The following is a 21291-nucleotide window of genomic DNA, read 5'->3' on the forward strand; positions in this document are numbered from 1 at the left end:
CGAGCTGGCCGAGTTGCCCCGCCCCCAGGTCGCCGCTGCCCTCCGTGGCTGCCTGCCGCAACCTGTGCCCGCCCACAACGCGAGGGCAGGCCAGGGGTGTTGACGCAGCCCTCGCCGGCCGCCCCGGGCACACGTCACCGGCCGGTTCGTGCCAGCACGTCCCTGATGGTCTCGGCCTGTCGGAGGGGCCTGAAGTGGACGTGACCGTCGGGATCGACACGCACTCCGTGGACGGCGGGATCGGGCAGGCTGTTGTAGTGGAAGGGGGTGGAGGAGTAGTACGCACCGGTGTCGAGGAGGGCGACGATGTCGCCCGGGGCGAGCCGGGGCAGCGGGCGGGCCTCGGCGAGCAGGTCGCCGGCGAAGCAGCAGGGGCCCGCGATGTCCTGGGGCACGGGTTCGCCTTGCTTGAGGGTCCCGTCGGGGGAGTGGGCGGTGAGGCGCAGGGGCCAGGCGGCCGGCATGAACACCGTCCGGGTGGCGACCTGGGCACCGGCGTGGGTGATCGCGATCGGGCGGCCGCCGGAGACCTTGGTGTACTCCACGCAGGCGGCCGTGAAGCCGTTCTTGGCCAGCAGTGACCGTCCGAACTCGGTGACGATCCGGTATGCGCCGGTGAACAGGGCCGGGGCATGAGCGCGGAGAGCCGCGACGTAGTCGTCGAAGCCGGGGGTCGTCTCGTCGTCGGCGAAATTGACGGGGAGTCCGCCGCCGATGTCGATACCGGTCACCTGGCGTCGCCCGCAGGTGCTGTTGACCTCCTCGGCGAAGGCCACGGCCTTCGCGATGCCCTGGGCGATCAGATCCAACGGGCAGCCCTGCGATCCGACGTGCGCGTGCACCCAGGTCAGCCATGGCCGCTCGCGGTAGGCGTCAAGGAGCCGCTGCCGGTTTCCGTCGTCCTCCAGAGCGATCCCGAACTTCGAGGTCGCGGTGGCCGTGCTCATCTCCGCGATGCCGCCCCCACCCACCTGGGGATTGAGGCGGACACCTATCCGGGAGGCGGGGGCTGACCCGGTGGTGGAGGCGCGGGCCGCGAGGATCTCGTCGATGCGGGCGAGTTCCTGGAAGTTGTCCGCGTTGACCGCGACGCCCAGGTCAAGGGCCTGGCGAAGGTCGGAGCGGGTCTTCGCGGGGGAGTCGTAGACGATCTGTTCCGGCGCGAATCCGGCGGACAGAGCCTGCGCGAGCTCCCCCGCACTGGCCACCTCGCAGCCCATGCCGAGCTTGCGCACCTCCTCCAGCACCGGCACCAGGCAGTTCGCCTTCGCGGCGAAGGTGTGCAGGACGTCCACGGAGTCCGGAAAGGCCTTGTGCAACGCCGCGACGCTCGCCGCGACCTCGTCGAGGTCGACGAAAGCGGCCAGTACGGCGCTCTCGGGTTCGACGAGCCGGTCCCGCACGGCCGCACGCAGGATGTGTTCGCGCCGCTCGCCTGCCGAGGAGTTCATCATGCGGAGACGGTCCTTTCCTGGCTGCGTGCAGCCGCGTATCGGGCGGAACTTGAGACGAAATCCTCGAAGAGCCGACGGTGCGCGGGCCGGCTGGTCAGCTCCTCCGGGTGGTATTGCACGCCGATGATCCACCGGTCCGGGTCGGCCGACTCGACGGCTTCCGTGACGCCGTCCTCGGACGTGCCGACCACCTTCAGAGCCGGTGCAGGCCAGGCGATGGCCTGATGGTGCAGGCTGTTGACCCGCAGCAGCCGTGCTCCGGACAGTCCGGCGAGGCGGGAGCCCGCTTCGAGTCGAAGCTCATGCGCTTCGGAGTCCAACGGAAGGGCCGGCAGATGGGACACGTCCCCCGGCTCCAGGTGCTGGATGAGGCCGCCGCCGAGAGCGACGTTGAGGATCTGGCAACCACGGCAGATGCCGAGTACGGGCATCCCCAGGCGGACGGCATGGTCGATCGCGGCGATCTCCAGCGCGTCCAGGTCGTCGTCGATGACCGTCTCAGGCCGTGGTTCCTCGCCGAAATGGCGGGGGTTGGGGTCGGGCGCGCCGATTCCGCCCGGCAGCAGCAGGCCGTCGACGCGTTCCATGATGTGCCGCACGGCGGCGGTGTCGACTCCGGGCACGACGACCACGGGCAGGGCACCCGAAGCCGTCAGTGCCCGTACGGAGTTCTCCGCGAGTCTCAGCACGGAGGGGCGGCGGGGCAGGTCCCGCCCGGCCGTCACCGCGATCAGGGGCGGGTGGGCAGTGTCAGACACGGAGGTGTTGCCTCTCGTCGGGGCGGCGCGGGCGCGGGGGCGGGGGCGGGAACGATCTACAGGACGCTGTCGAGGAACGCCCTCGTGCGCTCGTGCTGCGGATCGTCGATGACATGGGACGGTGTGCCGGACTCGACGACGACGCCGTCGTCCATGAAGACGACCTGGTCCGCGACCTCGCGGGCGAAACCGATCTCATGGGTGACGACGATCATCGTCATTCCGCTCCTCGCCAGGTCGCGCATCACGCTCAGCACGTCACCGACGAGTTCGGGGTCCAGCGCGGAGGTCGGCTCGTCGAAGAGCATCAGCTTCGGTTCCATGGCGAGCGCGCGGGCAATGGCGACGCGTTGCTGCTGCCCTCCCGACAGATGGGCCGGATAGGCGCCGGCGTGGTCGGTGAGTCCGACCCGCCGCAGCAGCTCCATGCCGCGTGCGCGGGCGTGGGCGCGGTCGTGGCGGGCCACGCCGATCGGCGCCTCGGTGATGTTCTCCAGGGCCGTGAGGTGGGGGAACAGGTTGAACCGCTGGAAGACCATGCCGATGCTGCGGCGCTGAGCCGCGATCTGCTTCGGCTTCATCTCCCTGGCCCGCCCCTTGGGGGAGGTGCCTTCCTCGTAGCCCATCAACTCGCCGTCGACGTAGATACGGCCGCCGTCGACCTTCTCCAGGTGGTTGATGCAGCGCAGGAAGGTCGACTTGCCCGAACCCGACGGTCCGAGCAGACACATCACCTCCCCGCGCCGGACTTCGAGGTCGATGCCCTTGAGCACGTGGTGGGCACCGAAGTGCTTGCGTACGTTCCTGGCCTCGACCAACAGGCTGCGCGTCATGAGTCGGCCTCCGTGCCGGGGTTTCGGGGATCGGTGTGGGCGACCTGCGTGACGCGGCTCCGGAGCCGGACGACCGTCTGTCGGGCCTGCTGCCAGGGCGTGACGGGCAGACTGCGGCCGGCGCCGCGGCCGTAACGGCGTTCGAGGTAGTACTGCGGTACGGACAGCACCGAGGTGAGGAGCAGATACCAGGCGCTCGCGACGATCAGCAGCTCGACCTGGCTCAGGTTCTGAGCAGAGATCCAGCTCGCTCGCGTGTACAGCTCCGGCACCGCGATCAGCTGGAGCAGGGCGGTGTTCTTGAGCATCGAGATCGTCTCGTTGCCCATCGGCGGGATGATCACTCGCATCGCCTGGGGCACGATGATGCGCCGCAGGGTGTACGCGGGTGACATGCCCAGCGAGTGGGCTGCTTCGACCTGGCCGTTGTCGACGGAGAGCAGACCGGCTCGGACGATCTCGGAGGCGTAGGCGGCCTCGTTCATTCCGAGCGCCAGCAGGCCGGCGACGAACGGCGTCACGATCGTGTTGGTGTTCGCGGAGAAGAAGTGGACCGAGGTGAACGGGATACCGAGGCTGATGCTCTGGTACAGCAGGCCGAGGTAGCCCCAGAAGACGATCTGGACGAGCAGCGGGGTGCCCCTGAAGAACCAGGTGTACGCCCAGGACATCACGCGCAGCACCGGATTCGCGGAGAGCCGCATCACGGCTAGCGCGACGGCCAGGGCTGTCGCCAGCAGCATCGAGCAGGCGGTGAGGCCCACGGTGAGCAGGACGCCTTGGAGGATCCGCCCGTCGAAGAGGAAGTCGGCGATGGTGGCGTGGTCGATGTTCGGATTGCTCCACAGGGAGACCACCCACCCCACGCACAGGACGACCAGGGCGGCTGCGGCGATCCAGCGCCCCGGGTGGTTCCGGGGCGCGGCGGCCACGTCGTGTGTCCGGGCGGTGGACTGCACGGTCACGTCCGTGGCGCTCATCCGGCGTTGATCTTCGCTGCGGTGACGCCGTACGCCGACAGCCCGTACCTGGTCAGGAGCCTGCCGTACGTGCCGTCCTTGATGACCGAGGTCAGCGCCGCCTGGAGGGCCAGGACGAGGTCGTGGTCCTTGCGGAGCACCCCGATGCCGGTGAAGACCGGCGCGTAGCCGGTGGGGTGCGCGGCGTCGTGGACGACCTCGAACTGCCTGCCGTCGCCGGCCGTCCGGGCGGTGTACTCGGCGACCGCCGCGTCGAGGACGTCGGCCGTGCCCTTGCCCGCGCGGACGGCGACCAGGGAGTCGCCCTCGGTGGGCAGCTCGACCACCGTGATCGGCTTCTTGCCGGCGGCCGCGCAGCTCGGCGCCTGCGCTCTCATGAGGTCGGCCTGCGTGGTGGCCTTGGCGACCGTGACCGACCTGCCGCACAGGTCCAGCACGCTGTGGATCTTCTCGGGGTTGCCCTTCTTCACGATGATGTCCATGCCGGCGTGGAAGTAGTCGACGAAGTACAGGCTCTTCTGCCGGGCAGGCGTGTCGTTCATCCCGTACATGATGATCTGGTGCTTGCCCGACTGGAGCGACGGGATGATGCTGTCGAAGGCCTGGTTGGTGAAGGTGAAGGGGACGCCGAGCTTGGCTCCGAGCGCCTGCCCCAGGTCGTAGTCGAAGCCGGTGAACTTCTGCTGGGAGTCCAGCATCTCCATCGGCGCGTAGACGCCGCTCGCCACGTTGATCCCGCTCTTGAAGCGCGCGGGCAGCAGTTTCGCGACCGAGGCGTCGGCGGCGACGGAGACGGGTGCAGCCTTGCCCCCGTCCGCCGCGGAGCCGTCGGCCGCGCCGGCGCCGCTGCAGGCGGTGAGGAACAGTGACATGGCCGTAGCGGCAACGGCAGCGACGAGATGAGTTCTGGCCATCGGCGTCTCCAATCGGTCGGACGCGTGGTCCGTGCTGGCTGTTGCGGCGATTCTGTATTCGGCCCGTACCGGGGGTCCTGGTCCGACTGGACTAGGATCTGGCCATGCCGTTGTCCGATCAGCCAAGCGACGGCGGGCTCTCCACCGTCCGTCACCTCCTCGACAGCATCGGAGCGCCGATCCTCAAGGCGCTGGCCGCACCGGGCGCGCTCGACCGTCCGGTGCGCGGCACCGTCCTCCACGACCCCGCCGACCCGCTGCCACCCGGCCGCGATCAGGTACTGCTGATGCCGGGACTGCTGGCCGACCAGCGCGCGGCAGCCGAACTCGTGGAAGCGGCGGCCCGACTCGGATACAGCGCCATGATCGTCAAGCTCAGGGGCGCGGACGGCGCCGACCTGGTCGACGAGGCGGCACGCTGCGGGCTCACCCTGCTGGCGGCGGCCGACGAGGTCTCCTGGCGTCACCTCGACGCGTTGCTGCTCTCGGCCCTGGGCTCCCAAGGCGTCGGCGGCTCGACGGCAGAGGCCGGGGACGGACTTTTCGCCCTGGCCAACGCCGTCAGCGCGGTCATCGGCGGATCCGTGGCGATCGAGGACCTGGACCGACGCGTGATGGCCTATTCGTCATTCCCCGACCAGCGCATCGACTCCCTGCGCCGCGAAGGGATCCTCAGCCGCCGAGTCCCGGAGATCAACCACAATCTCGAGCGCTATCGCATCCTGCTCGGCTCCGAAGGCGTGGTCCGCTTCCCCGAGGCCCTCGGCGCCCTGCCCCGCGCGGCCATCACGATCAGGGCCGGCAGCCAGCCCCTCGGCACGATCTGGGCGATCGAAAGTCCCGAAGGCATCGGCGGCGACGGAGAGCGAGCCCTGATCGACTGCGCACGCCTGGCCGCACTGCACATTCTCCGTAACCGCAACGCGAGCGAACTCGAACTCCAGAAGCGTGAGAGCGCGCTGCTGGGCGCGTTGGAGGGCCTGTGGTCCAGCCAGGAGACCAGCTTCCGCCTGTCCATCCCGCCAGAAGCCGAACTCGGCCTCCTCGGGTTCGCGGCGTCCGCTGAGGCAACGGGCCTGCTCGCCCTGACAGCCCATCTGGCCCACGCCCTGACCCGCTACATCGTGCCCGTGCGCCCCGACGCGAGCATCGCCACGACATCCCGCGCGATCTACGTCCTGCTGCCCGGCGGGGGATCCGAGGCGGCGACACGCCTAGCCAAAGGCGCGCTCACGTCGATCCGCGGTTCGTTCGGCGACTTCGTACGCGCGGCCGTCGCGCCCACTGACACGGATCCGGCGGGTCTGCCCGCGATGCGTCGCGAGACGGACGACATTCTCCGGGTGACCATCACCCACCCCGACGCACCGCACATCGCCTCCCTCGACGACGTGCGCGCGCAGCTCCTGCTGGCCCGCGTCGGCGACGAACTCAGCCACGAACCACGCCTGAGACACCCCGGCGTCGCCGCGATGGCTGCTCATGACAGCGAGAACGGCACGGACTTCGCCGTCTCGGTCCTTGTCTGGCTGGAGGCAGTGGGCAACGTCGCCGAAGCGGCGGCACGCCTCGGCGTGCACACGAACACCCTCCGCTACCGCCTGCGACGCACCGCCGAGCTCTTCGGCCTGCGCCTGGAACAGCCCGACGACCGACTCGCGGTATGGCTCCAACTACGCCTGCTGCAGCGCTGAATGCCCCGTACGACAGCGTCTGGCGTGTTCGCACACGCCCGCACGCACCTCAGGTTCCATGCGGAGTGCCCGGCATCGAAGCCCCTCGACACGCTGCGAACTGGGAAAGCTTTCCTGGGCCGGGACCCTCGCACGGCGCGTCGATGAAGCACTGACCGGTCTGCGCAGCGGAACATGCGTGCCCTGGCCCCGGACTTGGGTCCGGGGCCAGGGCAGGCGGTCGGCCTTCGACCGCTCGACGCCGCAACTACTGTTCACTCATACCAGTAGGCATCGCCGACCGAACCGTTCCCGCCGACCCACCACAGCTCCATGCTGTTGGGGATGCGGGAGACCGCCGCGACGCCGCCGTTGCGTGAGGCCATCTCGGGTTGCGTGATATCGAACTGCTGCCACTGCTGGCCGTCGTACCAGAACGCGTCACGAAGCGCTCCGTTTCCGCCGACCCACCAGAGTTCCATGCTGTTCGGGATGCGGGAGACCGCCGCGATGCCGCTGTTGGTCGCGGCGCTTCCGGGGCCGGCGATCTGGTACCGCTGCCATTGGAAGCCGTCGTACCAGTAGGCGCCTTCGACCGATGCGTTGGGCCCGACCCACCAGAGTTCCATGCTGTTGGGGATGCGGGAGACCGCCGCGACGCCGCTGTTGGTGGCGGCGCTTCCCGGGGCGGCGATCTGGTACCGCTGCCACGAACTTCCGTCATACCAGTAAGCGCCCTCGACCGATCCGTTTCCGCCGACCCACCACAGCTCCATGCTGTTGGGGACGCGGGACACCGCCGCGATGCCGCTGTTGGTGGCGGCGCTTCCCGGGCCGGCGATCTGGTACCGCTGCCATTGGAAGCCGTCGTACCAGTAGGCGCCCTCGACCGATCCGTTGGGCCCGACCCACCACAGTTCCATGCTGTTGGGGACGCGGGACACTACCGAGATGCCACCGCTGGTGGCGGCGCTTCCGGGGCCGGCGATCTGATACCGCTGCCACGAATTTCCCTCGTACCAGTAGGCGCCTTCGACCGATCCGTTGGGCCCGATCCACCACAGTTCCATGCTGTTGGGGATACGGGACGCCACCGTGATGTTGGCGTCTGTGGCAGCGCTTCCGGGCGCGGCGATCTGGTACCGCTGCCATTGGAAGCCGTCGTACCAGTAGGCGCCCTCGACCGATCCGTTGGCCCCGGCCCACCACAGTTCCATGCTGCTCGGAATGCGGGACACGGCGGCGACACCGCCATTTGCGGAGGCGCTCCCGGGGCCTGAGAGTTCGAAGTGGGCCCAGGATTCACTATGGATCCGGAAGGTCAGCTCGTAAGAGCCCTCGTCGTTGCTGATCGTGAGCTTCTTTTCCTTGGTTCCGAACGGAATGAGGTCATCAGCATCGAGCGTCAGCCGGACAGAGCCCACGTGGTCGTCGTCAAGAGCGAACGGGAAGGGGAAATTCACCCCGTCGAGTGCGCCCTCGACGTCCGTCAGGAGGCGTTGAGCCCTGAGTTCCTGGTTCGTCTCTCCCAAGGTGGATGTGAGCGAGGCAGCCACCGCCGCGTTCACGAAGGTGCGGTACTGACCGGGGTCGCCGTTGTCGTTCTCCATCAGAGAAACGATCAACGCCACGTCGCCGGAGCTCTGGACGTCTTCCGGGGTCGAGTCGACGCCCCAGAAGGCGGGACCCGAATTCCCTTTGACCTCGCCTTCGTCGAAGTCCTCCCAGACCCCGTAACGGAAGACCTGGAACCTTGGCAGGGCGACCGGTCCGAGGGTGGGACGCAGATTGGCCGACGTGATCAGCACGTACGGTTCCTCGGAAGCTGACGCCTCATTAACTTCATCGAGACATTTGATGCTCTGAAGATCGATGGTAAGACTCATGGCTGACTCCACGATAGGAGAGCTGGAATTCCGACCCGGAGTACGGGTTCGGTGATGCGAGCAGACTGCTCAAATTCACCCATTCACAGCACAGCACACAACGAGTAACGCGACAACTTGGCCTGGTTTAGGTGTCAATTCAACGATGCTCCGCACGGGTGCGCGCCGCTGTCCGGGTGTCGAAGCGGGCCAGACGGCGCCGGAGTCAGCACTCGGTGCAGAGATGACGGGGCGCTGTCCCAGCTGATGCGCAGGCGTCTCGGCAACGGCACTTCTGATTCCTCGGCCGCTGCCGCCAACATCGCAGACGGGCATGGCTCCAGGTGGTCATGGGCAGCCCTTCGTCGTCGGTCACGCGGGGAAGGCGCGATCCAGAGCCGACCGCACGTCCCGGATCCCACGCCTCCACCCATTGCTCTTCAGCGTCCCGTGGTCCCAGACGACCACGGGCTCATCGCCGGCCACGCAGTAGCCGTAGACCTGATCGGCGATGTCGTCCGTGAAGAGGTGGTCGAAGTGGAACGCTCCCTCGAATGTCAGCCAGGCGATGCCCTCCGCGCGCTCGGAGGCTTTTCGCAGACATTCCCTGAGACAGCCGGGCAGTCCAGGGTCGTCCAGGCGCTCCTCGGTGAAGGTGAGGTCGTAGGCCAGGACGACCGCGTCCCGGTCCCAGGCCTCGGTGGAGACCGTGAACACGCCGACTTCGTCCGGACACGTACCGAGGAGGTCGAACGCGTCCTCGCCCAAGGCGGACGTGGCCCGCCCCAGCGTGAACAGGACGACCACCGCGGGGCCGCTCCACGTCAGGGCCTCCTTGAGGGAACTCACCACTGGCCCCACTTCGTCATGTTCTTGGCGCCCGTCACCATCGCGCTCAGGATCTTGCCCTGATGGTTCCCTTCCTTCGCCACGAAAAGCAACGTCACCTTTCCGTTGACCTTCTTGGTGAAGCTCTGGGCCGGCTCGCCGACAGCATGCAAACGGAAGGACTCATCCGCCGCGACCCCGATCCCGCAGTCGCCACCTCGAGCGCATCCTGCGCACGCTCCGCGAAGCCAACACGTAAGTTCCTTACCGCGTCGCGTCGTCGAGCCTCCTGGAATACCTGGAGTGGGCCACCGGCAGTTGCGTGGCGCTCGCCGGCACCGCTCAACAGCGTCTCGTCAATGGATGTCGGTTCGTGAGGCCGGCCTACCAGTAGCTCGCGGGTTCCGACGGCCGGTGGATCGGGCCGGTGACCTGGGTCAGTGGCCGGCCCGTGCCGCGGTGGGTCTGGGCGATGATCTCCGCGGTGATGGAGACGGCCGTCTCCTCAGGTGTGGAGGCTCCGAGATCGAGGCCGATGGGGGAGCGCAGCCGGGCCAACTGCTGCTCCGTGAGGCCCTGCTCGCGCAGGCGGCGCATGCGCTCGTCGTGGGTGCGCCGGGAGCCCATGGCCCCGATGTAGGCGACGGGCAGGTCAAGTGCCAGGCGCAGCAGGGGGATGTCGAACTTGGCGTCGTGCGTGAGGACGCATAGGGCGGTGCGTTCGTCCACCTCGGTGCTCTCCAGGTAGCGGTGGGGCCAGTCGACCACCACTTCGTCCGCGTGCGGGAAGCGGGCGGGAGTGGCGAAGACGGGGCGGGCGTCGCAGATGGTGACGTGGTGGCCCAGGAAGCGGCCGGCCTGGCTGAGCGCCGCGGCGAAGTCGACGGCACCGAAGACCAGCAGGCGCGGCGGGGACGCATGGACATGAACGAGGACGGACAGTCGTTCGGGGCATTCGTCGGCCTGCCCGCCGATGTCGACGCGGACGGTTCGGCCCGCCCGCAGCAGGGCTCTGGCCCGGTCGGCCACGGCCCGGTCAGCCTGCCCGCCGTCGATGTGCCCGTAGGCGACATGGTCTCCGCCGGGCACGCTCAACGTGGAGCCGAGAAGGCGCTCCGGGCCCTCCACGACCTGTGCCACGGCGGCCGGTCGTCCTTGAGCTATCGCGGAGAGGGCCGTGGACAGGTACGGCTGGGCCGCGGGATCGATGCGCTGGACGAAGACGTCGAGTTCGCCGCCGCAGGTCAGACCGACGGCGAAGGCGTCGTCGTCGGAGTAGCCGAACCAGGCGCGTTGCGGAGCGCCCCGGTCGTCGCGGAGCACCTGTCGGCACAGCTCGTAGACCGCTCCCTCGACGCAGCCGCCGGAGATGCTGCCGACGGCGTCGCCGTCCTCGTCCACCGCGACCGACGTTCCGACCGGCAGTGGGGCGCTGCCGTGCACGCCGACGACGGTGGCCAGGGCGAAGGGGCGTGCCTCGCGGCACCAGCGGTGCAGAGTGTCCGCGATGTTCAGCATGGCAGTTCTCCGTGTCTCCATGGCAGGACCAGGATCGGAAGGTGAGCGGGCCGCCGCCGCGACGCCGGGGAAACGTCACGCGGCGGCGGCCCTGGGAAGTCCGGCAGCCGGACGGGGCAGGCTGCCGGACGAGCGGTGTGCGCACCGTCGGCCCGATGGCATGGATCAGAGCAACGCCTCTGCGGTGATGGGAAGTTCGCGGACACGGCGGCCGGTGGCGTTGAAGACCGCGTTGGCGATGGCGGGCGCCACCCCGATCATCACGAGCTCGCCGAGCCCCTTGACTCCGAGCGGGTCGGCCTCGCGGTCCTCGCCGTCCAGGTAGATCGCCTTGAGGTCGGGGATGTCGGCGTTGACGGGGACGAGGTAGTCGGCGAGGTTGGCGTTGACGATGCGTCCGTCGCGGTGGTCGGTGACGGTGTGCTCCAGCAGGGCTGTGCCGATGCCGCCGACCATGCCGCCGAGGGCCTGGCTGTCGGCGAGCTTGGGGCTGATGATGCGGCCCGCGTCGTACACGCCGAGTACGCGCCGCACCCGCACCAGGCCCAGGCTCGCGTCGACGGCCACTTCGGCGAAGGTCGCGTTGTAGCCGTAGAAGGAGTGCCGCTCCGGGCCCGACGGCGGCGCGAAGGAGCCGTCCGCCGCCAGGTGGGTGCGGTCGTTGCGGGCCAGCAGCCGACGGTACGTCTCCCCGCGCGTGGGATCGTTCTTCACGTGCAGCCGGCCGTTGCGTACGACGACATCGTCGACCCCCACCCCGTACAGCGGCGACTCGCGGTCCCCGACTGCCAGTTCGATCGCCTGACGGCGGACCCTGTTGCAGGCGTCGAGGGTGGCGGAGCCGACGCTGGCCATGGTCATCGAGCCGCCGTGCGGTGGTGTAGGCGGGTAGAGGGAGTCCCCCAGCCGGAAGGTGACCGAGCGCACCGTCAGCCCGAGGGCGTCAGCGGCGACCTGGGTCTGGGAGGTGTACGTGCCCGGGCCCATGTCGGTCGCGGCCGCCTCGACCAGCGCGGTGCCGTCGGCGTCCAGGCGGGCGCGGGCCTGGGCGGGCATGCGGGCGGTGTCGTAGACGCCGGCGGCCATGCCCCTGCCGATCAGCCAGTGTCCCTCACGCGTTGCGCGGGGCCTGGGGTCGCGGCGATCCCAGCCGAACTCGCGCGCGCCGACCGCATAGCACTCGCGCAACCGACGGGTCGAGAACGGCAGCCCGGACGACTCGTCCTCGTTCGGCTCATTGCGCCGGCGAAGCTCGATCGGGTCGACGCCGAGCTTGTGGGCGAGTTCGTCCATGGCCGACTCGATGACGAAGGAGGCCGTCTGGAAGCCGGGGCCCCGCATGTACAGCGGCGTGGGCAGGTCCAGCGGCACCGTCCGGTACCTCTGGGTCACGTTGGGCATGCTGTAGAGCATCTGCCCGGCCGCCAGGACGGACTCGGTGAACGTCTCGTACGACGACGTCTCGGCGTCCAGCTCGTGCACCGCGGCGGCCAGACGGCCGCGCCGGTCACTGCCGAGGCGCAGGCGGTACTCGTACGAGGGCCGGAAACCGGTACCGAGGTACATCTGCTTGCGACTGAGGACCAGCTTGACCGGGCGCTTCGTCTCGCGGGCGGCCAGCGCGGCGACGACCACGTGCGGCCAGCAGCGCAGGGCCGTGCCGAAACCGCCGCCGACGAACGGTGAGATGACCCGCACCGCGTCCGTCTCCAGGCCGAACACCGCGGCGAGTTCGGTCTGCGTGCCCACCACCCACTGGGTCTTGTCCCACACGGTGAGCTGGTCGCCGTCCCAGCGGGCGATGGTGGCGTGCGGCTCCATCGGGTTGTGGTGGTTGCGCGCCGTGCGGTACGTCAGGTCCAGCCGTACGGGCGCCGAGCGCAGGGCGGCTTCGGCGTCGCCGCGCGCGTAACGGGTCGGCTCGTCCGGCTCGGCCTCGGTGAGGTCGGTCGAGGGCTGTTCGGCGTCGTAGCCGACCTTGACCAGGCTCGCGCCGTGCTGTGCGGCCTCCAGGGTGGTGGCGACCACGACGGCGACGGGCTGGCCGTGGAAACGGACACGGTCGTCCTGGAAGACGCGCAGTCGCCGGCCGGGCGGATTGTTGGACCCCGCGTTGTCGCGGTACGGCAGCTTCGGCGCGTTGCGGTGATGGAGCACCTTCACTACGCCCGGAAGGGCTTCGGCGGCAGCGCTGTCGATCGACGTGACGCGCCCGCGGCCGATGTTCGCGTCGACGATGACGGCGTGAACGGACCCCTCGACCTCGTGCTCGGCGGCGTACAGCGCCTTGCCCGTGACCTTGAGTCGGCCGTCCACCCGGGAGAGGGGCGCACCCACGGCTGCCTGCGGCTGGGGGCTCACTCGGTACCTCCTACGACGCGCAGCTGGCGTTCGACCGTGCGCTTGAGCAGCTCGACCTTGAAGCGGTTGTGCTGAAGGGGACGGGCGCCGTCGGCCGCCTTCGCGGCAGCGGCCGACCAGAGAGCTCCCGAGGGGCGTTCGCCGACAAGGTGCTGTTCGACGGCGGGCAGTTTCCAGGGCACCGTGCCCACGCCCCCGGCGGCGACCCTGGCCTCACGGATCACCCCACCGCGTACGTGCAGCGCGACGGCCGCCGACGTCAGGGCGAACTCGTAGGACTGCCGGTCACGCACCTTCAGATAGCCGGACCTGAGCGGGCGCGGGAGAGGGGGTATCTGCACTGCGGTGATCAACTCGCCGCTACGCAGAGCCTGTTCGCGATGTGGGGTGCTGCCGGGCCGCAACAGGAAGTCCACGAAGGGGACTTGGCGTGTCCCGTCCGGGCCCAGCAGGTGCACCCGTGCCTCCAGGGCAGCGAAGGCCACGGCGGCATCGGAGGGGTGCGTGGCCACGCACGCGTCGGAGGTTCCCAGGATGGCGTGGGTGCGGTTGACGCCGTGCAGCGCGGCGCAACCGGAGCCGGGTTCGCGCTTGTTGCAGTCGGCGGTCACGTCCCGGAAGTACGTGCAGCGGGTGCGCTGCATGATGTTGCCGCCGATGGTCGCCATGTTCCGCAGCTGGGCGGAGGCGCTCAGCTCCAGCGCCTCCGAGACGACGGGATACAGCGTGCGCACCTTGGCGTGGGCGGCGGCTTCGGACATGGTCACGAGGGCGCCGATGCGCAGGCCCCCGCGTTCGGTGACGGTGATCTCGCCCAGCGGCAGGGCGGTGATGTCGACGAGGGTCTCGGGGCGTTCGACGGTCTCCCGCATGAGGTCGACCAGGGTGGTGCCTCCGGCGATGTAACGCCCGCCGTCGCGACCGGCGTTGAGAGCTTCACGGGTGTCGGAGGCTCGGGTGTAGGAGAAGGGATGCATGGCGGCCGATCCTCACTTCCGGCCCGCGGTCTGCCGCACCGCGCGCACGATCTTGACGTAGCAGCCGCAGCGGCAGATGTTGCCGCTCATCCACTCCCGGATCTCCTCCGGCGAACCGGTGTGACCCTCCTGGATGCAACCCACCCCGGAGACGATCTGCCCCGGTGTGCAGTAGCCGCACTGGAAGGCGTCCTCGTCGATGAACGCTTGCTGCAACGGGTGGAGTTGTTCACCCTCGGCCAGGCCCTCGATCGTGGTGACCTCGGCCCCCTCCAGACGCACCGCGAGCGTCAGACAGGCGTTGACCCGGTGGCCGTCGACCAGCACGGTGCACGCGCCGCAGGCCCCGGCGTTGCAGCCCTTCTTCGAGCCCGTCAGTCCGAGATGCTCGCGCAGCAGGTCCAGCAGGGAGGTGCGGTTGTCGACCGTCAGGCTTCGGCGAGTGCCGTTGACCGTCAGGGAGACACGGCTGGACGGCGGCCTCTCGGCGGCTGCGGCCTCTTCCCCGCCGATGAGGGAAGTCCCTCCGACGACGCTTCCCGCGACGACCGCGCCGCCGACCACGGTGCTCGTGGCGATGAAGGTACGCCGAGTGGGCGCCGGGGAGGAGCCGCCTGCTCCGGTGGGGGGTGGAGCGGCAAGTTCGGGGAGTTCAGTTGACATACGTACGCCTTCGTATCGCTGACGGATCGGCTGTACACATCAGCGGGACGCGAGAGGGGATCGTCGTCACCGCCGGGAAGCCGGCCGCCGCGCGTTCTGGCAGCGGCTGCCGGGCACCTGGGGAGTCTTGCACCGACGGCGACGCTCGTGGCAGGGAGACTTTCCTCCCCCCTTGAAGCTCCGTCAGAAGTGGCTGACCGGCGTCATCGGGGGCATGCGCGCGTGCTGCACAGCAGATGGCGGTTCCCGCGACGTAGCGACGTTCTGAGCGAGTCCCGGATGCGCGTGGGATGGGCCGAGGGGGCTACGGGGTGCGGGTGCGGCGGCCGGTGTACTGCTGGTCGGTGACCGGCTCGGCCCAAGTGGTCTCGGGGGTGCCGTCGCCCGTGCCCTCCCACAGGGCGATGTGCTCCATGAACCGGTCGGGGACGGCGCCGTGCCAGTGCTCCTCGTTCGGCGGGCATGCGACGGTCTCGCCGGGGTGGGCCTCGAAGACCGTGCCGTCCCGGGTGCCGATCAGCGCGATGCCGGAAACGACGTGCAGGGTCTGGCCCACGGCGTGGGAGTGCCAGTTGGTGCGGGCGCCCGGTGAGAAGCGGACCAGGTTGGCGCGCATCCTGGACGGGGCCTGGCCGGCCACGATGACGTCCCACCACACGTCGCCGGTGAACCAGTCCGCCGGGGCCTTGCTGCTGGGCTGTGCCTTGATGAATTCCATGGGGCCTCTCAGCTCTCTTTCCTGTGTGGGCTGTCCTCAGCGGGCGACGTAGCCACCGTCCACGGGGAGGGTGACACCGAGGACGAAACTCGCTCCGGGGCTGCACAGCCACAGGACCGCCTGGGCGATCTCCTCGGCGGTGCCGAGCCGGTTGATCGGCTGGTTGGCCTCGGCCTCGGCGCGGTCGAGTTCTCCCTTGGCGATCATGTCGCTGACCATGGGGGTGCCGATGGTGCCCGGGCAGACGGCGTTGATGCGGATGCCTCGGGGGGCGTATTCGAGTGCCGCGCTGCTCGTCAGGCCGATCACGCCGTGTTTGGAGGCGTGGTAGGAGGCGCGGCCGGGCAGGCCGACCAGGCCGCCCAGGGAGGAGCAGTTGACGATCGCGCCGCTGCCCTGTGCACGCATGTGCCGCAGCTCGTGCTTCATGCAGGCCCAGACGCCGCGCAGGTTGACGGCGTTGACGCGGTCGAATCGTTCGGCGGGTTCGTCGGCGGCGTCGCTGGGCGGGATCTGGATGCCGGCGTTGTTGTAGGCCATGTCGAGGCGGCCGAAGGTCTCGACCGTGCGGTCGACGGCGGCGGCGACCTGGTCCTCGTCGCTGACGTCACACGTGAGGGCGAGGACCTGGTGGCCGGCGTCGGTGAGTCCTTTCGCGGCGGCGTCCAGGGCCGCTTCGTCGATGTCGGTGAGAGCGACGGCGGCTCCGGACCGGGCGAACGCGCGGGCGGTCGCCAGCCCCATACCGGCGCCGGCCCCGGTGACGAGCGCGACTTGGCCGGTGAAGTCGTAGGTGGGATTCACGAGGGTTGCCCTTTCAGGTGAGGAGCTGTGGCGGCACCGACTGATGTGAGGGGTGCCTGGATGAAGTGGGCAGCACGACGCCAGGCGCCGCGGTGCCGCCGGTCGTCGGCGGTATGCGGCCTCCGGCTTGAGTCAGTGCCGCGACGACACCGGCGCGGGTTCGTCGTGTCGGCGTTGCGTGGGAGCGCTGCTCCGGGCCACGATCCGGCCCTGGTGGGACGGGCCGTGGACGGCGAGGGCGATCAGGGGCAGCAGCGTGAGGGCGGCGATGACGGTGCCCACCAGGGGCGGGCCGGTCAGGCCCAGGGAGGAGTCCAGGGCCGTACCCGCGATCGCCGAGCCGGCGGCGATGCCTGTGTTGAAGGCGGAGGTGGTCAGCGCCGAGGTGAGGGTGGGGGCGTCGCCCGCGAAGCGCATGGCGAGGGCGGTGACGACCGGGTTGACCGTGAAGCCGGTCAGGCCCATCAGGAAGACGAGGAGCGTGGCCGTCACCGGGTTGCCGGAGAGCGGGATCATCAGGAGCAGTACCAGGGAGCCGGCCGCGGCGGCGGTGATGGTGGTGACCATCGGACGTCGGTCGCCCAGGCGGCCGCCCGTGGTGGTGCCGGCCAGGGCGCCGACGCCGAACGCGATGAGGACGAGCGGTACGGCGCCTGCGGGGATGCCCGCTCGGTCGGTCAGCAGAGGCGTGACATACGTGTACGTCGCCAGGACCCCGCCCATGATCAGCATCGCGGCGCCGAGCGCCAGCCACAGCCGGCCCTGACGCAGTGCCCGGACCTCGGCCCGCAGGGACACCTCGACGCGCTGCTCCCGGGCCGGGATGAAACGGCCGATGAACACGGCGGCGAGCGCGGAGAGGACGGCCAGGGCCCAGAAGGGGCCGCGCCAGCCGGTGAACTGGCCGGCGAAGGAGGCGACCGGCACGCCGACGACGTTGGCCAGGGTCAGACCGCCGATCATGACGCCCGTGGCGCGGGTGGCGTTGCGCGGCCCGGCGGCGGTGGTGGCGACGACGAAACCGACGGACCAGAACGCCCCGGTGGCCAGGGCGGTGACGACCCGGGCGGCGAGGACGATCGTGAAGGACGTGCTGAGGGCGGCGGCGAGGTGTCCGAGGCAGAACACGGACAGGGCTAGGATCAGCGTTCGGCGCTGGGGAAGGCACAGGGTCGCCATGGCCATGGTCGGCGCGCCGATGATCATCCCGATGGCGAAGGCGGTGATCAGCAGGCCGGCGTGGGAGACGCTGACTCCGAGGTCACCGGCCAGCTCCGGCAGCAGGCCGGCGACGACGAACTCGGTGGTCCCCATCAGGAACGTGCCGGCGGCGAGCACCCACACGACGAGGGGGAGCTTGCCGGGAGTGGTCCCGGATGCGGAAGGCATACGTGGGGTCTCTCCTTGTGTGGAAAACGGGGGATCACGGAGGGCTGTAGTCGTCACGGCGGACAGTGGACGGCGCGGCCACGTCTTCGACGGTTCCATGTGGCGAACCGGATGAAAAGGGGAGGATCTCCTCCCTCCTTCCGGCAGGGGCGACCGGTGGGCGGGTCAGGGCGCGGCTTCGATGGTGATCTCGTCGGCGGTGGCGAGTTGCTCGGCGCCGCCGTCGGCCATGTGCCCGACGATGACCAGGCCGGCCGCGTACGGGGCGTCGCGGTAGTAGGTGGCGAGCTGATTCCAGGGGGCGTAGTACGCCAGGTCGCCGACCTCGGGGTCGGCGCCTTCCGGGGCGCCGGAGGTGGACAGCTTCCGGGGCAGATCGGCGATCTTCTCGGCCTGGTTGAGGTCCCGCAGGGAGAGGGTGAGGGGAAGCTGGGCGGCGAGGTCGCGGGCGGTGGAGCTGTCGTTCAGGGTGGCGGCGACGGGGTGGCCGTCGAGGGTGAGCCGGATGTTCATCGCGGTGGTCCTGCCGGTCGGTGTGGTGGTTGCCGGGGCCGTCGATGCCTGCGGGGACGCAGGCGCGGGGGAGGAGGCGGAGGAGGGCGGCGGGGAGTCGTCGGTACAGGCGGTCATGACCAGGAGCAGGGCGGCGGCCGGGCCGACGCGGGCGAGAGCCTGAACAGGGGCGAGGTTCACGAGGTCGTCCGGTGCCTAGTCGGGCAGGGGCTCGGCGTAGTGGCGGAAGCCGTCCCGCGTGGTGTGCATGTCGTACAGGCGCTCGGCCAGCACGTCGGGGCTGCTGGGCCCGCCGTCGGGCCGGATGGCTCCGGGGATGATCAGCTGCGCGGCGTGGATGTTCTCCGCTGCGAGCGTGTCGTGGAGCATGCGGGCGTAGGCGCTCTCGGCGGCGAAGGCGATCGAGGTGCCGGCGACCTTCGGGTTGGGTCGTACCGCGCTGGAGCCGTTGACGAACAGCAGGGTGCCGCGGCCGAGCTCGCGCATGCCGGGCAGGACGACGTTCACCGCGGCGGCAGGGCCCTTGACGGAGAAGGCGAGCGGGGCGTCGAGGTCGTCGGCGCCGGTGTCGAGGACCGGCTTCATGAATGGGGCCTGAGGAACGGGGCTGTACTGGAGGATCTCGACGGGCCCCAGGTCGGCCGCAGCCGCGTACAGGGCAGCGGTCAGGGACTCGGTGTCGAGGACGTCGGCCGGGTAGCCGCGCGCCTGGATGCCGTCACGGGCGAGGTCGGCCGTCAGGCCGTCCAGCTTCCGCGCGTCGCGGGCGATGAGAGCGACGGTGTGGCCGGCGGCGCCGAAGCGGCGGGCGGTGGCCAGCCCGAGACCGGGGCCGGCGCCGACGAGGGCGAAGGTCGTCATGGTCAGTCCTTGGGTGAGCGGGGTGGTTCCGGTCCTGTGGCTGCACCTCGTCGGTGCGGCCCCGGGTATGGACGCGTCTGTGCTCAGGGCTTGAGCAGGGCCTTGACGGCGCGGCGTTCGTCCATCGCCTTGTAGCCCTCGGCGACCTGGTCCAGGGGCAGGCTGAGGTCGAAGACCTTGCCCGGATTGATCCGGCCGGTCAGCACGCGGTCGATCAGGTAGGGCAGGAAGCGGCGCACGGGGGCGGGGCCGCCGCGCAGGCCGACGTGGGAGAAGAACAGCTCCTGGCCGTCGATGGCCACCTCGTGCGGGACGCCGACGAAGCCGACGTTGCCGCCGGGCCGGGTGGAGTGCAGGGCCTGCCGCATCGAACCCGCGGTGCCGACGCACTCCAGCACGCTGTCGGCGCCGATGCCGCCGGTGAGGTCCTTGACGCGGGCGACGCCTTCCTCGCCGCGCTCGGCCACGATGTCGGTGGCGCCGAACTCCAGGGCGAGCTGCTGGCGGGACGCGTGACGCGACATGGCGATGATCCGCTCCGCACCCAGTTCCTTCGCGGCGATGACCCCGCACAGGCCGACCGCTCCGTCGCCGACCACCACGGCCGTCGAGCCGGGCTTCACCTCGGCGGCGAGGGCGGCGTACCACCCGGTGCCCATCACATCGGACACGGCGAGCAGGCTGGGCACCATCTCGGCGTCCGGGTGCTCGTCCGTGGCGACCAGCGTGCCGTGGGCGTTGGGGATGCGCACGTAGTCGGCCTGGCAGGTGCTCATGAACTCTCGGTTCAGACAGGAGGACTGCCAGCCGTTCAGGCAGTTCGCGCAGGTGTTGTCCGAGGTGGCGAAGGAACCGACCACGAACTGGCCCGGCCTGACGCCCGTGACCTCGCTGCCGACCTCCTCGACGATGCCGACGTACTCGTGGCCCATCGGGTGCGGGTCGCCGACCGGCTCGAGACCGCGATACGGCCACAGGTCCGAGCCGCACACACAGGTGGCGACCGTACGGATCACCGCGTCGGTCGGCTCGATGACCTTCGGGTCGTCGAGGTTCTCGAAGCGCACGTCGCCGGGGGAGTGGATGACTGCTCCGCGCATGGGGTTGCTTCTTTCGGTGCGGGGGATCGGTGAGCCGCAGCCGTCGTGAGGATCGACTGCTCACGATCGAGCCTCACACGCGAGGGCAGGCGCGAAAAGCGGAGAGAAGTATCCCGGGAGGGAAACATCCAGGGAGGAAATTCTCCCCCCTTGCGCAGGTGCGATCGATGTCATCCTGGAAAGCATGACCGCCAACGTCCCCCTCAATGAGCTGGGAGAATTCCTCAAGAAGCGCCGCTCCGAGCTGAGCCCGCGCACGGTCGGACTGCCCGAGACCGACAGGCCCCGCCGGGTGGAGGGGCTGCGCCGCGAGGAGGTCGCCCAGCTCGCCAGCATCAGCACCGACTACTACACCCGCCTCGAACAGGGCCGTATGCAGGCGTCGGCACCCGTGCTGGACGTCCTCGCCCGGGTCCTCCATCTGGACGACGACGAGCGCGGCTACCTCTTCCAGCTCGCGGGCAAGACCACCACCCGCGCACGGCGCCGCGGCCGGCAGAAGGTCCAGCCACAGTTGCAGCGGGTCCTGGACGACCTCACCGCCACCCCGGCCATCGTGCAGGGCCGGCGCGGGGACATCCTGGCCTGGAACGCGTTGGCCGCGGCTCTGGTCACCGACTTCTCCCGCTTCGCGGAAAGGCACCGCAACTACCCGCGGATCATCTTCACCGACCCCGCCATGCGCACCCTGTACGCCGACTGGGAGGGCTCCGCGCACATCGCCGTCGCCCAACTGCGCATGGAGGCCGCGAAGTATCCCGAAGACCCGCGCCTGATCGAGCTGGTGGGTGAACTGTCCCTGCGCGACGAACAGTTCGCCCGCTGGTGGGGCGATCACCACGTCGCCGCCCGCACCGTGGGGACCAAGACCCTCAACCATCCGGTCGTCGGCGAACTCGTCCTGGACTGGGACACCCTCACCGCCAACACGGACCCCGACCAGCACTTGACCGTCTGGACCGCCGATCCTGGCTCCCCCACGCACGAACGGCTGCGCATCCTGGCCTCCTGGGCCGCCGACCAGGACCTGCCGGCCTCCTCCACCGTCAGCTGACCCCGACGGGGCCGCCATGAAGCGGCTG

The 21291-nt window shown here is 69.8% G+C and carries 20 protein-coding genes; 2 read left to right on the plus strand and 18 right to left on the minus strand.

Features of this window, described 5'->3' with window-relative positions; all coding sequences use genetic code 11:
* Nucleotides 1–134: 134 nt before the first annotated feature.
* From AQI94_RS31355 to AQI94_RS31375, 5 genes are read right to left on the minus strand one after another with little or no spacing between them, the layout of a single operon-like run.
* A complete protein-coding gene (locus AQI94_RS31355; RefSeq protein WP_404817939.1) occupies nt 135–1451 on the minus strand; it encodes a type III PLP-dependent enzyme domain-containing protein in 1317 nt (438 codons plus the stop codon).
* Nucleotides 1451–2212: a gamma-glutamyl-gamma-aminobutyrate hydrolase family protein gene (locus AQI94_RS31360; RefSeq protein WP_062230046.1), complete on the minus strand. Its 762-nt coding sequence runs from the start codon at nt 2210–2212 to the stop codon at nt 1451–1453. The genes AQI94_RS31355 and AQI94_RS31360 overlap by 1 nt, the downstream gene beginning before the upstream one ends.
* A 56-nt stretch (nt 2213–2268) precedes the next feature.
* Nucleotides 2269–3045, minus strand: a complete 777-nt coding sequence (locus AQI94_RS31365) for an amino acid ABC transporter ATP-binding protein (RefSeq protein ID WP_031057274.1) — start codon at nt 3043–3045, stop codon at nt 2269–2271.
* Nucleotides 3042–4025 carry an amino acid ABC transporter permease gene (locus tag AQI94_RS31370; protein ID WP_063760207.1) on the minus strand — a complete coding sequence of 328 codons (984 nt, stop codon included), beginning with the start codon at nt 4023–4025 and terminating at the stop codon, nt 3042–3044. The genes AQI94_RS31365 and AQI94_RS31370 overlap by 4 nt, the downstream gene beginning before the upstream one ends.
* The gene (locus AQI94_RS31375; protein ID WP_031057270.1) at nt 4022–4939 is read right to left on the minus strand and encodes an ABC transporter substrate-binding protein; all 918 of its coding nucleotides are present in this window, start codon (nt 4937–4939) and stop codon (nt 4022–4024) included. Before AQI94_RS31375 ends, AQI94_RS31370 begins: the two co-directional genes overlap by 4 nt.
* A gap of 104 nt (nt 4940–5043) precedes the next feature.
* On the opposite strand from AQI94_RS31375, the gene AQI94_RS31380 reads away from it, so the two are divergent.
* On the plus strand, nt 5044–6633 hold the full coding sequence (locus tag AQI94_RS31380) for a PucR family transcriptional regulator (protein ID WP_031057267.1): 1590 nt from the start codon (nt 5044–5046) through the stop codon (nt 6631–6633).
* A 254-nt stretch (nt 6634–6887) separates the two neighbouring features.
* Here the strand turns inward: AQI94_RS31380 and AQI94_RS45895 are convergent, their stop codons facing one another.
* The 13 genes from AQI94_RS45895 to AQI94_RS31440 form a co-directional block, all read right to left on the minus strand.
* A complete protein-coding gene (locus AQI94_RS45895; protein WP_225890307.1) occupies nt 6888–8498 on the minus strand; it encodes a hypothetical protein in 1611 nt (536 codons plus the stop codon).
* 351 nt (nt 8499–8849) lie between these two features.
* Complete coding sequence (locus tag AQI94_RS31390; RefSeq protein WP_158806421.1) at nt 8850–9326, minus strand: hypothetical protein; 477 nt, start codon at nt 9324–9326, stop codon at nt 8850–8852.
* Nucleotides 9323–9478: a hypothetical protein gene (locus AQI94_RS44755; protein ID WP_158806419.1), complete on the minus strand. Its 156-nt coding sequence runs from the start codon at nt 9476–9478 to the stop codon at nt 9323–9325. The genes AQI94_RS31390 and AQI94_RS44755 overlap by 4 nt, the downstream gene beginning before the upstream one ends.
* Before the next feature lie 211 nt (nt 9479–9689).
* Nucleotides 9690–10823 carry an XdhC family protein gene (locus AQI94_RS31395; protein WP_037945086.1) on the minus strand — a complete coding sequence of 378 codons (1134 nt, stop codon included), beginning with the start codon at nt 10821–10823 and terminating at the stop codon, nt 9690–9692.
* Between the two features lie 165 nt (nt 10824–10988).
* A complete protein-coding gene (locus AQI94_RS31400; RefSeq protein ID WP_031057256.1) occupies nt 10989–13184 on the minus strand; it encodes a xanthine dehydrogenase family protein molybdopterin-binding subunit in 2196 nt (731 codons plus the stop codon).
* Entirely contained in the window at nt 13181–14161 is a 981-nt protein-coding gene (locus AQI94_RS31405) for an FAD binding domain-containing protein (RefSeq protein WP_031057253.1), read from the minus strand. Before AQI94_RS31405 ends, AQI94_RS31400 begins: the two co-directional genes overlap by 4 nt.
* Nucleotides 14162–14173: 12 nt before the next feature.
* Nucleotides 14174–14824 carry a (2Fe-2S)-binding protein gene (locus AQI94_RS31410; protein ID WP_031057250.1) on the minus strand — a complete coding sequence of 217 codons (651 nt, stop codon included), beginning with the start codon at nt 14822–14824 and terminating at the stop codon, nt 14174–14176.
* A 304-nt stretch (nt 14825–15128) separates the two neighbouring features.
* A complete protein-coding gene (locus AQI94_RS31415) occupies nt 15129–15542 on the minus strand; it encodes a (R)-mandelonitrile lyase (RefSeq protein WP_031057248.1) in 414 nt (137 codons plus the stop codon).
* Nucleotides 15543–15578: 36 nt separating this feature from the next.
* On the minus strand, nt 15579–16346 hold the full coding sequence (locus AQI94_RS31420; RefSeq protein WP_031057243.1) for an SDR family NAD(P)-dependent oxidoreductase: 768 nt from the start codon (nt 16344–16346) through the stop codon (nt 15579–15581).
* 132 nt (nt 16347–16478) lie between these two features.
* Nucleotides 16479–17735, minus strand: a complete 1257-nt coding sequence (locus AQI94_RS31425) for an MFS transporter (protein ID WP_031057239.1) — start codon at nt 17733–17735, stop codon at nt 16479–16481.
* A gap of 165 nt (nt 17736–17900) precedes the next feature.
* Nucleotides 17901–18428 carry a cyclophilin-like fold protein gene (locus AQI94_RS31430; protein ID WP_225890308.1) on the minus strand — a complete coding sequence of 176 codons (528 nt, stop codon included), beginning with the start codon at nt 18426–18428 and terminating at the stop codon, nt 17901–17903.
* 15 nt (nt 18429–18443) lie between these two features.
* Complete coding sequence (locus tag AQI94_RS31435; protein WP_031057234.1) at nt 18444–19109, minus strand: SDR family NAD(P)-dependent oxidoreductase; 666 nt, start codon at nt 19107–19109, stop codon at nt 18444–18446.
* A gap of 83 nt (nt 19110–19192) precedes the next feature.
* Nucleotides 19193–20209 (minus strand): zinc-dependent alcohol dehydrogenase family protein, encoded by a 1017-nt coding sequence (locus AQI94_RS31440; RefSeq protein ID WP_031057232.1) that lies wholly within the window; start codon nt 20207–20209, stop codon nt 19193–19195.
* A 184-nt stretch (nt 20210–20393) separates the two neighbouring features.
* Here AQI94_RS31440 and AQI94_RS31445 point away from each other — a divergent pair, with 184 nt between their 5' ends.
* Nucleotides 20394–21263, plus strand: a complete 870-nt coding sequence (locus AQI94_RS31445; protein ID WP_031057229.1) for a helix-turn-helix domain-containing protein — start codon at nt 20394–20396, stop codon at nt 21261–21263.
* The last annotated feature ends 28 nt before the right edge of the window (nt 21264–21291 follow it).

The organism is Streptomyces pseudovenezuelae, assembly GCF_001513955.1.
Taxonomy (GTDB): Bacteria; Actinomycetota; Actinomycetes; order Streptomycetales; family Streptomycetaceae; genus Streptomyces; species Streptomyces pseudovenezuelae.

What these genes read in the sequence shown, in the direction of transcription:
- AQI94_RS31355 (WP_404817939.1), bottom strand. Translation starts at nt 1,451, where the DNA reads ATGAACTCCTCGGCAGGCGAGCGGCGCGAACACATCCTGCGTGCGGCC.
- AQI94_RS31365 (WP_031057274.1), bottom strand. Translation starts at nt 3,045, where the DNA reads ATGACGCGCAGCCTGTTGGTCGAGGCCAGGAACGTACGCAAGCACTTC.
- AQI94_RS31370 (WP_063760207.1), bottom strand. Translation starts at nt 4,025, where the DNA reads ATGAGCGCCACGGACGTGACCGTGCAGTCCACCGCCCGGACACACGAC.
- AQI94_RS31375 (WP_031057270.1), bottom strand. Translation starts at nt 4,939, where the DNA reads ATGGCCAGAACTCATCTCGTCGCTGCCGTTGCCGCTACGGCCATGTCA.
- AQI94_RS31380 (WP_031057267.1), top strand. Translation starts at nt 5,044, where the DNA reads ATGCCGTTGTCCGATCAGCCAAGCGACGGCGGGCTCTCCACCGTCCGT.
- AQI94_RS45895 (WP_225890307.1), bottom strand. Translation starts at nt 8,498, where the DNA reads ATGAGTCTTACCATCGATCTTCAGAGCATCAAATGTCTCGATGAAGTT.
- AQI94_RS31395 (WP_037945086.1), bottom strand. Translation starts at nt 10,823, where the DNA reads ATGCTGAACATCGCGGACACTCTGCACCGCTGGTGCCGCGAGGCACGC.
- AQI94_RS31405 (WP_031057253.1), bottom strand. Translation starts at nt 14,161, where the DNA reads ATGCATCCCTTCTCCTACACCCGAGCCTCCGACACCCGTGAAGCTCTC.
- AQI94_RS31410 (WP_031057250.1), bottom strand. Translation starts at nt 14,824, where the DNA reads ATGTCAACTGAACTCCCCGAACTTGCCGCTCCACCCCCCACCGGAGCA.
- AQI94_RS31415 (WP_031057248.1), bottom strand. Translation starts at nt 15,542, where the DNA reads ATGGAATTCATCAAGGCACAGCCCAGCAGCAAGGCCCCGGCGGACTGG.
- AQI94_RS31425 (WP_031057239.1), bottom strand. Translation starts at nt 17,735, where the DNA reads ATGCCTTCCGCATCCGGGACCACTCCCGGCAAGCTCCCCCTCGTCGTG.
- AQI94_RS31435 (WP_031057234.1), bottom strand. Translation starts at nt 19,109, where the DNA reads ATGACGACCTTCGCCCTCGTCGGCGCCGGCCCCGGTCTCGGGCTGGCC.
- AQI94_RS31440 (WP_031057232.1), bottom strand. Translation starts at nt 20,209, where the DNA reads ATGCGCGGAGCAGTCATCCACTCCCCCGGCGACGTGCGCTTCGAGAAC.
- AQI94_RS31445 (WP_031057229.1), top strand. Translation starts at nt 20,394, where the DNA reads ATGACCGCCAACGTCCCCCTCAATGAGCTGGGAGAATTCCTCAAGAAG.